This window comes from Ruegeria sp. K5 (genome assembly GCF_056531805.1).
On the sequence record NZ_JBQFML010000011.1, the window covers coordinates 44836 to 57543 of the forward strand.

Annotated in this window: 12 protein-coding genes; 8 read left to right on the forward strand and 4 right to left on the reverse strand. The window is 59.0% G+C overall.

What is annotated here, in order from left to right; genetic code table 11:
* Nucleotides 1-17 precede the first annotated feature (17 nt).
* On the reverse strand, nucleotides 18-902 hold the full coding sequence (locus ACR0MO_RS19475) for an N-acetylmuramic acid 6-phosphate etherase (RefSeq protein WP_170522390.1): 885 nt from the start codon (nucleotides 900-902) through the stop codon (nucleotides 18-20).
* A gap of 162 nt (nucleotides 903-1064) precedes the next feature.
* Here ACR0MO_RS19475 and ACR0MO_RS19480 point away from each other — a divergent pair, with 162 nt between their 5' ends.
* The 5 genes from ACR0MO_RS19480 to ACR0MO_RS19500 all read left to right on the forward strand — a co-directional run bounded on the left by ACR0MO_RS19480 (nucleotide 1065) and on the right by ACR0MO_RS19500 (nucleotide 5444).
* On the forward strand, nucleotides 1065-1943 hold the full coding sequence (locus ACR0MO_RS19480; RefSeq protein ID WP_480892965.1) for a glucosamine kinase nucleotide-binding domain-containing protein: 879 nt from the start codon (nucleotides 1065-1067) through the stop codon (nucleotides 1941-1943).
* Nucleotides 1940-2689 (forward strand): GntR family transcriptional regulator, encoded by a 750-nt coding sequence (locus tag ACR0MO_RS19485; protein WP_480892967.1) that lies wholly within the window; start codon nucleotides 1940-1942, stop codon nucleotides 2687-2689. The genes ACR0MO_RS19480 and ACR0MO_RS19485 overlap by 4 nt, the downstream gene beginning before the upstream one ends.
* 19 nt (nucleotides 2690-2708) lie before the next feature.
* Nucleotides 2709-3737 (forward strand): SIS domain-containing protein, encoded by a 1029-nt coding sequence (locus tag ACR0MO_RS19490; protein WP_480892969.1) that lies wholly within the window; start codon nucleotides 2709-2711, stop codon nucleotides 3735-3737.
* Nucleotides 3734-4873, forward strand: a complete 1140-nt coding sequence (nagA, locus tag ACR0MO_RS19495; protein WP_480892971.1) for an N-acetylglucosamine-6-phosphate deacetylase — start codon at nucleotides 3734-3736, stop codon at nucleotides 4871-4873. The genes ACR0MO_RS19490 and nagA overlap by 4 nt, the downstream gene beginning before the upstream one ends.
* 148 nt (nucleotides 4874-5021) lie before the next feature.
* Entirely contained in the window at nucleotides 5022-5444 is a 423-nt protein-coding gene (locus ACR0MO_RS19500) for a tellurite resistance TerB family protein (protein WP_170455499.1), read from the forward strand.
* Between the two features lie 5 nt (nucleotides 5445-5449).
* Here the strand turns inward: ACR0MO_RS19500 and dacB are convergent, their stop codons facing one another.
* The 3 genes from dacB to ACR0MO_RS19515 form a co-directional block, all read right to left on the reverse strand.
* A complete protein-coding gene (gene dacB / locus ACR0MO_RS19505) occupies nucleotides 5450-6928 on the reverse strand; it encodes a D-alanyl-D-alanine carboxypeptidase/D-alanyl-D-alanine endopeptidase (protein WP_480781289.1) in 1479 nt (492 codons plus the stop codon).
* 66 nt (nucleotides 6929-6994) lie between these two features.
* Nucleotides 6995-7615 (reverse strand): nicotinate-nucleotide adenylyltransferase, encoded by a 621-nt coding sequence (locus ACR0MO_RS19510; protein WP_170455504.1) that lies wholly within the window; start codon nucleotides 7613-7615, stop codon nucleotides 6995-6997.
* 32 nt (nucleotides 7616-7647) lie between these two features.
* Entirely contained in the window at nucleotides 7648-8115 is a 468-nt protein-coding gene (locus tag ACR0MO_RS19515; RefSeq protein ID WP_170455505.1) for an MOSC domain-containing protein, read from the reverse strand.
* A 103-nt stretch (nucleotides 8116-8218) separates the two neighbouring features.
* Here ACR0MO_RS19515 and ACR0MO_RS19520 point away from each other — a divergent pair, with 103 nt between their 5' ends.
* The 3 genes from ACR0MO_RS19520 to ACR0MO_RS19530 all read left to right on the forward strand — a co-directional run bounded on the left by ACR0MO_RS19520 (nucleotide 8219) and on the right by ACR0MO_RS19530 (nucleotide 12701).
* Nucleotides 8219-9601, forward strand: a complete 1383-nt coding sequence (locus ACR0MO_RS19520; RefSeq protein WP_170623939.1) for a P-loop NTPase fold protein — start codon at nucleotides 8219-8221, stop codon at nucleotides 9599-9601.
* Nucleotides 9602-9677: 76 nt separating this feature from the next.
* Entirely contained in the window at nucleotides 9678-11345 is a 1668-nt protein-coding gene (gene ettA / locus ACR0MO_RS19525) for an energy-dependent translational throttle protein EttA (RefSeq protein WP_170327107.1), read from the forward strand.
* A gap of 93 nt (nucleotides 11346-11438) precedes the next feature.
* On the forward strand, nucleotides 11439-12701 hold the full coding sequence (locus ACR0MO_RS19530; RefSeq protein WP_480892973.1) for a RelA/SpoT domain-containing protein: 1263 nt from the start codon (nucleotides 11439-11441) through the stop codon (nucleotides 12699-12701).
* The last annotated feature ends 7 nt before the right edge of the window (nucleotides 12702-12708 follow it).

The following is a 12708-nucleotide window of genomic DNA, read 5'->3' on the forward strand; positions in this document are numbered from 1 at the left end:
GTCCTCCCAGGTTATTGTCATTCAAGCCGCGACAGCGCGGCCCGCAGGTTTCCTTCGGTTTCATGAAGCAGCGCATGGGCCGCATCGGGGGCAACCCCGTTTGCCACCAGAACAGCGGGCTTGACCTGCCCCCCGATCTGATCCAGCGCGGCGGATGCCGCAGCAACATCAACGCCCGCGATCCGCGCCACCATCGACGCGGCACGCGCGCGCAGTTTTGCGTTATCGGCCCGCAGGTTGACCATCATCCCGTCATGAACATGGCCCAATTCCATCGCCATCAGCGTCGACAGCATGTTCAGCGCAATTTTCTGCGCCGTCCCCGCGCCCATTCGGGTCGAGCCGGACAGCACCTCGGGCGGGGTACTCAGGCAAATCGCGTGATCCGCGAGATCCAGCAAGGCAGAGCTCGCATTATTGGCGATCCCCACAACGGCGGCCCCTCGGGATCGGGCGATCCGGGCGGCTTCGACGGTAAAAGGCGTCGTGCCGCTGGCCGAAACGCCGATCAGCAGGTCACGCGCCGTCAGGGCCTCAAGGTCACGGTCCAGCCCGGCGGTATCATCCTCGGTTTCGCCCGGCATTTCGACGCCCGTTGGCAAACCGCCCGCAAAATGTATCTGCAACTGCGCAGGCGGAATCGAAAAGGTTCCGCCCAACTCTTGCGCATCAGCAGCCGCCATCAACCCGGAAGACCCCGCCGCCGCATAGTGCAGGACGCCACCGCCACGAAGGGTCGCCGCCATCTGCGCCGCTGCGGCAGCAATTTCGGGAACAGCAGCCCGGACCGCCGTCGCGGCCTCGATCTGTGCATCCGCCAGCACAGCCGCAACATCGGCCAACGGGCGTGCATCCAGCCCCTTTGCCGATCCGTGCAACGCTTCTGTCTGTGTGGAATGCACCTGATTCCCCCCCTCCAACTCCGGAAATAATACCTTTATAATACCTTTTGTCCACAAGAATCTTTTTGAGACCTTCTTGGCGATAAAAAACAGGCGGTTTTTGCGATTTTGGTATTTAAAAGGTATTTACTTACCCGCACAGGTATCTTAATGGAGTCTCCTATGGCTGCCGAATCTCAAACCCCAATTCTCGCCATCGATGGCGGAGGCACCCGGTGCCGGATCGCGCTGGCGCAGGGGCAAACCGTGACCTCGGTCGAGACCGGATCGGCCAACGTATCCAGCGATTTTGACGGCACCGTCCGGTCGATTGTGCAAGGTCTGGACTTGCTGGCAGCCAAATCCGGCCTGCCCCAAGACGTGATCCACAACACACCGGCCTTTGTCGGGCTGGCAGGCGTGACCGGGCCAGCCATCGCGGATCGGTTGCGACAGGCCCTGCCCTTGTCGCACCTGCGCATCGAAGACGACCGGCGCGCCGCTTTGCGCGGTGCATTGGGGCGGCAAGACGGCGTTCTGGCCCATTGCGGGACAGGGTCGTTTTACGCCGCGCAGTTTGGTGCAACCGCGAAATTCGCAGGCGGTTGGGGCCCTGTTCTTGGGGATGAAGCCTCGGCACAATGGATCGGCCGAAACGCCCTGCGCCTGACGTTGGAAAGCGTGGATGGCCGCATTCCCGACGCCCCCATGGCCCAACGTTTTCTGACCCAATTCCAATCCCCTGCAGGGCTTGTTCGCTTCGCCGCAACCGCCCGCCCGCATGAGTTTGGCGAATTGGCGAAAACCGTCACCGAACTCGCGGCAAATGGCGATCACCTTGCCCAATCCACCATGCAGGCCGGCGCGGGTGAGATTGAACGCAGCCTGAAACAGATTGGCTGGGCACCCGGACTTCCCGTCTGTCTGACCGGCGGGATCGGCCCGGAATTCCGCGCCTATTTACCGACCGTGATGCAGGACGGCGTGACCCAACCGCTCAAGTCGCCTCTGGACGGCGCTCTGTCACTGGCCCGCGATTTCGCTGAGGAGGTCATCGCATGAGCGCCATCGAATTCCTGCGGTCGAAAACCTGGCTCGGCGAAACCGGCGGGCCACGCTATGTGCAGCTCAGGCGGCGTCTGGAAGAAGGCATCGCCTCGGGAATCCTACCACCGAACTCGTCCCTGCCGCCCGAACGCGAACTGGCCGAAATCACCGACCTGTCCCGCGTCACCGTGCGCAAAGCCATTCGGGAACTTGTGCGCGAAGGGCTGATCGAACAGCGGCAAGGCTCGGGCTCGTTCATCCGCGAACCGGTGACACGGATGGAACAGTCGCTGAAGCAACTGACCTCGTTCACCGAAGACATGACCCGGCGGGGGATGGAGACGACCTCTCGCTGGCTGGAACGCGGCGTGTTCATGGCCACGCCTGAGGAAGTGGCGGCGCTGGACCTTGCAGCAGGCGATCAGGTCTCGCGCATCTATCGTCTGCGCGAGGCGGATGGGCGTCCGCTGGCGCTGGAACGCGCCGCGCTGCCTCTGGATTTGCTACCCAATCCGACCGAGGTGTCCACGTCCCTGTATGATCTGCTCGCCAAATCCGGCAACCGCCCGACGCGCGCGGTGCAGAAAATCTCGGCCATCAATCTGGAAGCGCGCGAGGCCGAGTTGCTGGATGTTGCCGAAGGGGATGCCGGATTGAGGATCGAACGCACCTCATTCCTTGACAGCGGGCGGGTCGCGGAACTCACCCGCTCCATCTATCGCGGCGATGCCTACGATTTCGTCGCCGAATTGCGCTTGTAGACCGGAAAGGCCGATCTGAATGCCACATCAAACCACGCAGATGCGCCGCGAGATTCTGGAAATCCCCGGCGCTGTCGACAGGCTTCTGACCCAGGGCGATGACGCGATCACGCAAGCCGCCGATACGGCGCGGCAGATCGACCCGCGCTATTTGCTGTCCGTGGCGCGGGGGTCTTCGGATCACGCCTGCACTTATCTGAAATACGCCAGCGAGTTGATCCTGAAACGCCCCATGGCATCGGTCGGCCCATCCGTCAGTTCGATCTACGATGTCGCGCTTGAAGCCAAGGGCGCCCTGTGCATCTCGATCTCGCAATCCGGGCAAAGCCCCGACATTGCGCGCATGACCGAAGTGCTGGGCAAGACCGGCGGATTTACGGTTGCGATCACCAATAACTCGGCCTCCCGACTGGCCGGAATTGCCGACACCACGCTGCCGATCCATGCAGGCCTCGAGCTGAGCGTCGCGGCAACGAAAACCTTCGTCACATCGCTGGTCGCGGGGCTGTGGCTGATTGCCGAAATCAAAAAGGACGCCGCACTGATCGCTGCGATCAAGACCCTTCCGGAAAGGCTGGAGGCGGCGACCCAATGCGACTGGTCCGCTGCGGCAGAGGCCGTCGACGGCCGGTCGCTGTTTACGCTGGGTCGGGGGCCTAGCTGGGCGATCTCGAACGAGGCCGCGCTGAAGTTCAAGGAAACCTGCCTGATCCACGCCGAAAGCTATTCTTCGGCCGAGGTGCTGCACGGCCCGGTCTCGATCGTCGAGCAGGACTTTCCCGTGATCGCCTTCGCTGCCGCAGACGCGGCTGAGGACAGTGTTGCGCAGACGGCGGACGCAATGGCCGCCAAAGGCGCGCGCGTGTTTGCCCTGTCCGACAAGGTCAACACGGCGACGCGTCTGCCTTATGTGCGAACCGATCACTGGCTGACCGACCCGATTGCAGCCATCGTATCGTTCTACGGGATGGTTGAAACCGTGGCGGTCCAGCGCGGGATCAACCCCGACACGCCGCGGCATCTGAACAAGGTAACGGAAACGGTATGACACAGGATGTGGCGACATTCCGGAATGGGCTTGTTTTTGACGGATCAAAGCTGTGGCAGAACCACGCGTTGCGGGTCGTCGATGGGCACGTGGCAGAGTTCGGACCGGATACGGACATCTTCGACGCGGGACGTGTCGTTGACCTTGGCGGCGATATTCTGAGCCCCGGTTATGTCGATCTGCAGGTCAATGGCGGCGATGGGCTGTTGTTCAATGACGATCCCTCGGTGGACACGCTGCGCCGAATGGCTCGCACCCATCGTCGTTTGGGGGTCACCTCTCTGCTACCGACACTGATTACGGATACCGCCGACAAAACTCAGGCTGCCATAGATGCAGCCATCCAAGCCGTTCGCGCGGGTATTCCCGGCATTGCGGGTTTGCATCTGGAAGGGCCGCATTTGTCGGTTGCCCGAAAAGGCGCGCATGACGCCAGCCTGATCCGACCGATGGAGCAGCACGATCTTGATGCCTTGTTGTCTGCCGCCGCCCAATTGCCGTGTCTCAAAGTCACAATCGCCCCGGAATCGGTGTCCGAGCAACAGGTCAGCACGCTGACCGAGGCCGAAGTGCTGGTTTCGCTGGGGCACACAGACGCCGGTTTCGACACCTGCATGCGCTACTTCGCGGCTGGTGCGCGCTGTGCGACGCATCTGTTCAACGCCATGAGCCAGCTGGGCAATCGCGAACCGGGGCTGGTGGGCGCGGTTCTGGCCAATGGTGCGGCGTCGTCCGGGTTGATCGCCGATGCCGTTCACGTTCACCTGGAGACAATCCGCGCCGCGTGGGCGGCCAAGCGCGGGCCGGGTCGGCTGTATCTGGTCAGCGACGCCATGGCTGTGGCCGGGACCAACACGACCGAGTTCCAACTGAACGGGCGTACGATCCTGCGTCGTGACGGGATACTCACCTTGTCGGATGGCACTTTGGCAGGCGCTGATCTGGATCTGACCACAGCTCTGGGCGTGATGGTCAACAAAGTCGGCATCCCGTTGGAGGACGCCTTGCAAGCTGCAACCTCGGTCCCTGCCGCCTTGATCGGACAGCAGTGCGAAGGCATCAAGATCGGTGAGGGCAAGTTGTCGGGTATGATCCGCATCGCCTCGGACTTCTCATCAGTCTCCACGTTCGACTGACAATGACGTGCGAGACCGGGATGACCCAACCCGCTCAGGTCCTCTCAAATTCTTAACGGCGCGCGATCTGCGACCAAACAAGCTGTTGAACCCGCGCGCACCGGTGCCTATCGTGCGCCTCTGAAGGCCTTCAATCAGGACGTAGCTCATGACCGATCAAACCCCTCATCCCATGTCCCCGCAGGATTGCCTTGTGGCGATCATGGTCGCGGTCTCCGCATCGGACGAAAACATCCGCACGGCTGAGCTGGTCAAGATCCAGGGCGCGGTGAACATGCTGCCGGTCTTTGCCGGGTATGACGCGGACCGCACCCGGCATGTCTCGCAAATCGTGTTCGACCTGTTCGAGCAAGAGGATGGTCTGGACGCCTTGTTTGGCCTGATCCGGGACAACCTGCCCGAGCGTCTGAATGAAACCGCCTATGCGCTGGCCTGCGACGTGGCGGCCGCCGACGGATCACTGGCCGAGACCGAGCTGCGCCTGCTGGAAGAAATCCGGTATGAGCTGAGCATCGACCGCCTGCACGCCGCCGCCATCGAGCGTGGGGCACGCGCCCGTCACGTGGTCTGACGGCTTCAACTGCCGTAAAGCGCGCCCCAGCGCTCAATCAGCGCCCGTTGCAATTTGCGCGACCGCCGGTTCCAGGCGCGCGCGCCCTCGGGGCGTTCGCGAAGGGCACGAGGGATCGTCGCGCGGTGATCGACATCTGCAGTAAAGATCGCAAAGGCCAGCTCCGATCCATCCGCCGTTGTCAGAAAGCCGCCCAGACCTGAAACGAAGTTCAGCGTTCCCGTTTTGGCATCCACTTTGATCGGGTGATCCTTTACGGGCGTGCCATTCTTGTCGGTCAGGGAAAACGGCTTCAACAAAGGGCGCAGCGCCCCGGCCTTGCGCGCCTGAACAAAGGCCGCAACCAAAGCCTCCGGTGCCATGCGCGATGCGTCGCCCAGCCCGGAATGATCCACCATTGCAATCTGATCGACCCCATAGACCTCAAGCGCCCAGCGGTTCATCTCTGCCGCCGATTCCGCAAGGTCCTGCGGCATCACTCCGCGCGCCTTGGTCGCTGCCATTCCCACCATCTCGGCTGTCAGATTGGTCGAGTATTTCAGCATTCCGCGCAGGATACTGTCCAAACGATCGCTTTGATGGACAATGAGGGTGGTGCCTTGCGGCGCCTCGCGCGTGACTTCAACCCGGTCCAGAACGATCCCGTTGGCACGGGCTAGAGTTTTGAACACATCCCCCGCATAAAGTGCAGGTTTGCGCACCGGCAACCAACGGGCACCGCCGTTGCCCAAGGCTCCTTTGGCGACGGACCAGCGGTCCTGCCGCGCACTGGGTTGATAAGTGTAAATCGGCAGGCTGCGCCCTTCGACCCGCATCGACGCCACGTCAACATCCGGGCGATACTTGGCGGTGCGGGCGTCCATTGTGACGTCGTAATTGGTGCCGTCCCGTTTCCATTCAAAGTGAACCCGGTTGAAATTCAGTGAAATACCGCTGATGGCCGGGCTATAGCCCAGATGATCCGGCTGTCCGGGGTCGATGCTGAACACGAAAGGCAGCGCGCCGTCATAAACCTTGAACGCGCCGCGCACCTCGGTAATGCCCGCCTCGCGCAGATTGGCCGCCATCGAGGCCAGATTGTCGGTGTCCAGCAACGGATCACCTCCGCCGGCCAGGATCAGATCCCCCTGCAATATGCCGTTTTCAATTGGCCCAGCCGCGATCAGGCTTGTTTCAAAGCGATGATCGGGTCCAAGCACGTCCAGCGCGTAAAGCGCGGTCAGCGCCTTGCCCACACTGGCGGGCGGCAATCCCATCTCGCCCTGAAACGCCTCAAGCTGCGCACCGGTGCCAACATCGGCCACCGCGAACACGACGTCGCCTTTCAGACCGGCCGCCCGGACAAGACGTTCGGCGCCGGTCAGCTGCGGCCCGCGCGCCTGCGGCCGAAGCGAGACCAAAGGGGCCTGCGCCAATCCCGTCGCCGGGATCAGGGACGCCCCGATACCCCCCAGAAAAAACCGTCGTGAAATGCGATCAACCATGGGGCAATTAAAATCCCAGAGATTAAAATCAGACAACCATCGCATGATAATATGCAGGTGATGTGGCTATTCCGGCAACACTCCGTTGCGCCAATCGCCGCGATTGCGCAACTCGGTCGAGCTGACATCGACCATCGGTACATTCACGAAACACCAGGCCGGAGCCTGTGCCCGCCCCAGCAAATGCCGCGCCTGCCCGTCGATCCGGTAGCGGGCATAGAGTCGCGCCGCAGGCGACATCCGGGCACTGATCCGATCCCCCGGACGCGCCACCACACCCACCGGCACGCTGTCCATGATCTGCCGCCAGTCTTTCCAGCGATGAAACTGCGCCAGATTATCGGCCCCCATCAGCCAGACAAATTTGACCTGCGGATATAACCGGCATAGCGCCGCCAGAGTGTCCGCCGTCGCCCGCGTTCCTGTCAGCGCCTCGATATCCGTGATCTCGACATCCGGGTGCTGTATGACCCCCCGCGCGGCCTTGACCCGCTGCGCCAGAGGGGCCGGTCCGCGCTCCTTCAACGGATTGCCCGGAGACACCAGCCACCACACCCGATCCAGCCCAAACGCCTTCATCGCCTCAAGCGTCACATGCACATGGCCCTTGTGCGGCGGATCAAAGGACCCGCCGAACAGCCCGATCACCTGCCCGGGCCGCGCATATGGAATGTCGTATCGCTCCATCCCACGCTGATGTTCAGAACTGGCGGGCGTTGTCAATCAACCGGCTGCACCGCATCACCCAGCTTGACGCGCCCGGGCCGGAGGACTTCCGCACACCAACCACCATGCCCCCGCACGGCAGAATAACCCCCTTTGCCCAGCGCCTCCTCCATCCGGCTGCACGGCGCACAGATCACGGTAAAGCGCAAGATGGCCTCGCCCACCTGCACCTCACGCCCTTTGAGCGCCGCCAGATTGATCCCGGAAACCACCAGATTGCGCCGTAGAATGTCGGGCGAAACCGGCCCCTGCCCGAGATACGAGCCTATCGCCGCCAGATGCTCCTGCTGAATTAGAGTCACCGCCCGCTTGCCTGCGCGACTGCGGTCGCCGTCCAACCCATCGGCAGAGATCATGGCCTCGTCCACAATAATCACCTCCGACCGCCGCTCAGACCGAAGGCCGATCCATTCAACACGTCCCGACTGTGCCCAACCAGCAATGAGATCTTTCAGGGACATCAAAGGCTCCGAGATTTTCACACCTCCCCTCATCTAGCAGTCTGGCCGTTCCTGCGGCAGCCGCTAATAGTAATGCTGATTGATTTGTGAATTGGAACCAAACATGCGCCTGACCATCCCCGAACCCAAGATCAAGCTATACAAAGATGGGTTTGACGAGCACGACAAACTCTCACGCAAACCCACCGGCGACAAGTTGTCGGAACTGGTCGAGCGCATCGACGACCCACTTGTGATCGCTTTGGACGGAGCATGGGGCTCCGGCAAGTCATTCTTCCTAAAGTGCTGGGTGGGCGAGCATCTGAAGCGAGAAGGAAACACGACCCAAACCGTTTACTTCGACGCGTTCAAACATGACTTTCTGGACGATCCTTTGATTGCGTTGACCGGAGCGATTGCCGAACGGTTCGAAGAAACGAACGACGAAGCGGCTCAAAAGGCTTGGAAGACAGCCAAGCAGGTCGCCCCTGCCCTCGCGCGCGCACTTGTTCGTACCGGCGCGTCCGTCGTGACTGCGGGTCTAGTAACCAAAGCAGACGAATTGGCGGAGGCCGCGATCAAAACCGTTGCCGGTGAGCTTGATGAAGCCGTGACTGATTTCTGGAAATTAGAAAATGGTAAACGCGCGGCAATGGAGGGTTTCAGACGGGCACTGGTCGATCTGACCGAGCCAGATGCCAGCGGAGCGCCAAACCGAAAACTGATCGTTGTGATTGACGAACTGGATCGTTGTCGACCCGACTTTGCACTCTCCGTTCTGGAAACGATCAAACACTTTTTCGACGTGGCAGGCGTCCAGTTCGTTTTGGGCGTAAATCTAGAGGAATTACAGAACTCAGTTCGCGCTCGGTATGGAAGACAGACAAACGCAAATGCCTATCTACAGAAATTCATTCACGTTCAGTTCAAACTGCCATTAGAAACAGGCAAGGCATCAGCAACAACACTTTCAAAGTATTTAGCCCTCGTCGCTGAACATACCAAGAGCAAGAACACTCAAGGTGTCGGTCTACTAAACCTCTACACCAAGCACGGTTCAGCAACTCGCGAATTGACACTTCGCGAAGCGGAAAGGGTGTGTGCTTTGGCTTCCATTGCCGCTCCAATAGACACTGACTGGGGTGGGAAGTACGCGGCATGGTTGGTGCCGGGTCTGCTGCTTATCAAAATCAAAAGGCCGGAGCTCTACACATCATTGAGAGCTGGAAAACTTCCAAAAAACGAAGTGCTCGAACAGTTGGGCTTGGCGCGCGTAGAACTTGATGAACACAGCAAGCCCCGCAATAGCCAGCGACATATGCTAATATTGATATGGCACTATTACTTGGACCCTGCCTTTGGTGACAGACCGGTACTCGGTCAGAGTGAACTTAATTTTGAGAACGACTTTGTTCCTGACGATCTTCGGAACGTACCGCGCACAGAGCTTCTCTCCGCACTCATCAACGATTACCTAGAGGTGTTTCAGCCACTCAACAATCATTGACGGGCATCATTGCCCCCACCCAACGCATCCGCTATCACACCGCCCAACCCAATTTCCCCGACCCAGAGGACGCGACATGGCCGCCTATCAATATGTCTACCACATGCAGGGTGTCTCAAAGACCTATCCCGGTGGCAAGAAGTGCTTTGAAAACATCCACCTGAGTTTTCTGCCCGGCGTGAAAATCGGTGTTGTCGGCGTCAACGGCGCGGGTAAATCGACGCTGATGAAGATCATGGCCGGTCTGGATACCGACTTTACCGGCGAGGCATGGGCAGCCGAGGGCGCCAAGGTCGGCTATCTGCCGCAGGAACCGCAACTGGACGAAAGCCTGTCGGTCCGCGAAAACGTCATGCTGGGCGTGGCCGCTAAAAAGGCCAAGGTCGACCGGTTCAACGAAATCGCCATGGAGATCGCCGAGAATTACTCGGACGAGTTGATGGAGGAAATGACCACCCTGCAGGACGCTATCGACGCCGAAAACCTGTGGGACCTCGACAGCCAGATCGACGTCTCGATGGAGGCGCTGCGCTGCCCGCCGGACGATGCCAACATCGCCAACCTCTCGGGGGGTGAGAAACGCCGCGTGGCGCTGTGCAAGCTGCTGCTGGAAGCGCCCGACATGCTGCTGCTCGACGAACCGACCAACCACCTGGACGCCGAGACCATCGCCTGGCTGCAACAGCACCTGATCGATTACAAAGGCACCATCCTGATCGTCACCCACGACCGCTATTTCCTGGATGACATCACCGGCTGGATTCTGGAACTCGACCGTGGCCGGGGTATTCCTTACGAGGGCAACTATTCCGCATGGCTGGAACAAAAAGCCAAACGGCTGGAACAGGAAGCGCGCGAGGACAAGTCCAAGCAGAAGACCCTGCAGCGCGAGTTGGAATGGATGCGTCAGGGCCAGAAGGCCCGTCAGGCCAAATCCAAGGCCCGGATCAACGCCTATAACGAACTGGCCGAACAGTCCGAGCGCGAAAAACTGACCCGCGCGCAGATCGTCATCCCCAACGGCCAGCGCCTTGGCGGCAAGGTGATCGAGGTCGAGGGCCTGTCGAAACACATGGGCGACAAGCAACTGATCGAAGGGCTGGACTTTGCCCTGCCCCCCGGCGGCATTGTCGGCGTCATCGGCCCCAACGGTGCCGGTAAATCGACCCTGTTCAAGATGCTCACCGGGCAGGAACAGCCCGACAGCGGCACCATTACGCTGGGCGACACGGTCGAGCTGTCCTATGTCGACCAGTCCCGCGACGACCTGAAAGACAACGACACCGTGTGGGAGGCGATCACCGGCGGGGCCGAGATCATCCAACTGGGTGACGCGCAGGTCAATTCCCGCGCCTATTGCTCGTCCTTCAACTTCAAGGGCGGCGACCAGCAGAAGAAGGTCTCGCTGCTGTCAGGTGGTGAGCGCAACCGCGTCCACATGGCCCGCCTGTTGAAAGAGGGCGGCAACGTGCTTTTGCTCGACGAACCGACCAACGACCTCGACGTCGAAACCCTGCGCGCGCTGGAAGACGCGCTGGTCGATTTCGCAGGCTGCGCCGTTGTGATCTCACACGACCGCTTCTTCCTCGACCGGATTTGCACGCATATTCTGGCGTTTGAGGGTGATGCCCATGTGGAATGGTTCGAGGGCAACTTCGAGGATTACGAAGAGGACAAAAAGCGGCGGTTGGGGCCGGACGCACTGGAGCCCAAGCGGTTGAAGCATAAGAAGTTTGCGCGGTGATCTGACCTCACATCTAAGCGACATTCCCGTTGCGTGTACCGAGGAAAGCGAAGTGCCACGTGACGTTCCAAACACTAATGATCCAAGGTTATTATGGCGTCTAAGACCAAAATCGACAAATCAGGAAAAATTCTAAGTGACCAGACGCGCGATTATGATGAGATCGCCTTAGAGTTAGACTATGTTTTTGAAGACTATAGAAAATCTCATCTGGATCCCCTGACAAGGCTCACGTTGCTTCTGCAAGAATGGCTGCAAACATATGATCAGCAGTACTACATTGCCCAACGCTTGAAGCGCAAACCGCAGATACTAAGAAAACTGAGAAGGTTTAGCGTCCGATTGACACAATTGCAGGACATCGGCGGCTGTAGAATTGTAGTAGGTGACAACGCCTCAGTTGATAGCTTGGCAAATTTTCTGAGGGATAAGTTCGAAAGTACAGATCAATATCGGATTGAACGCGAGACAGACTACCGAGATTGGGGGCGAGACGATTCAGGCTATCGCGCACATCATATCATCCTATCGTCGAGCGGCTTGAAGCTGGAACTCCAAATAAGAAGTACTCTGCAGCACTACTGGTCTGAAAGCATCGAAAGAACATCCGTGATTTATGGCTTTCGACTGAAGGAAGGCGAAGGCGATCAGATAGTTCTAGGGTATTTCAAGAAATTCTCTGATGCACTGCACTTTCTAGAACAAGACAAGAAACTTCCACCTGACTTCGAAATCGAGTTGCAGCGAGATCGTGAAAACTCGGAGGCGATAATTGGTCAAACTGCGTCTGCGGACTCAATTTCTAGCCACGTAAATGAGAACATCATCAAGACGATGAGCGAGATGGAGCGAAATGCTCAAGGTTCACTCAATAATTGGATTTTGGTGTTTGATTGGAATGACGGCAATTTTGTAACATGGGAGATGGTGGGGCGCGATCCCAATCAAGCAACCGAGGTCTACTCAAGGTATGAAAGCCAATACCCAGAAGAGGAAAAATATGAGGTGGTCATGATTGGCTCCTCCGATATTTCTTCCGTAAAACATACACACAGCCACTATTTTGGAATAGAGCACCACAGTAGTGCTTTGGAAGATATGGAACAGTCCATTATAGGCCTTACAAACCGAATGTCTATGGATGTTGGGGCTCGGCGCATTCTATCCACCCTCAAGCGGCAAGGCCGTTGGGGCAAGAAAACCATTAAGGTCGATACACTAAAAAACCACTTCTGTCTAAACGTAGCGACATTCAGCGAATCCTTGGAGTTACTAAAACAACGAGGCCTAGTTGTGGGTACTGATCCAATTTCTTTGGACATCAAACGCAACAAAGAAATATCGGAGTTGGTTTAGTACGGAG

What these genes read in the sequence shown, in the direction of transcription:
- ACR0MO_RS19480 (WP_480892965.1), top strand. Translation starts at nt 1,065, where the DNA reads ATGGCTGCCGAATCTCAAACCCCAATTCTCGCCATCGATGGCGGAGGC.
- ACR0MO_RS19485 (WP_480892967.1), top strand. Translation starts at nt 1,940, where the DNA reads ATGAGCGCCATCGAATTCCTGCGGTCGAAAACCTGGCTCGGCGAAACC.
- ACR0MO_RS19490 (WP_480892969.1), top strand. Translation starts at nt 2,709, where the DNA reads ATGCCACATCAAACCACGCAGATGCGCCGCGAGATTCTGGAAATCCCC.
- nagA (WP_480892971.1), top strand. Translation starts at nt 3,734, where the DNA reads ATGACACAGGATGTGGCGACATTCCGGAATGGGCTTGTTTTTGACGGA.
- ACR0MO_RS19500 (WP_170455499.1), top strand. Translation starts at nt 5,022, where the DNA reads ATGACCGATCAAACCCCTCATCCCATGTCCCCGCAGGATTGCCTTGTG.
- dacB (WP_480781289.1), bottom strand. Translation starts at nt 6,928, where the DNA reads ATGGTTGATCGCATTTCACGACGGTTTTTTCTGGGGGGTATCGGGGCG.
- ACR0MO_RS19510 (WP_170455504.1), bottom strand. Translation starts at nt 7,615, where the DNA reads ATGGAGCGATACGACATTCCATATGCGCGGCCCGGGCAGGTGATCGGG.
- ACR0MO_RS19515 (WP_170455505.1), bottom strand. Translation starts at nt 8,115, where the DNA reads ATGTCCCTGAAAGATCTCATTGCTGGTTGGGCACAGTCGGGACGTGTT.
- ACR0MO_RS19520 (WP_170623939.1), top strand. Translation starts at nt 8,219, where the DNA reads ATGCGCCTGACCATCCCCGAACCCAAGATCAAGCTATACAAAGATGGG.
- ettA (WP_170327107.1), top strand. Translation starts at nt 9,678, where the DNA reads ATGGCCGCCTATCAATATGTCTACCACATGCAGGGTGTCTCAAAGACC.
- ACR0MO_RS19530 (WP_480892973.1), top strand. Translation starts at nt 11,439, where the DNA reads ATGGCGTCTAAGACCAAAATCGACAAATCAGGAAAAATTCTAAGTGAC.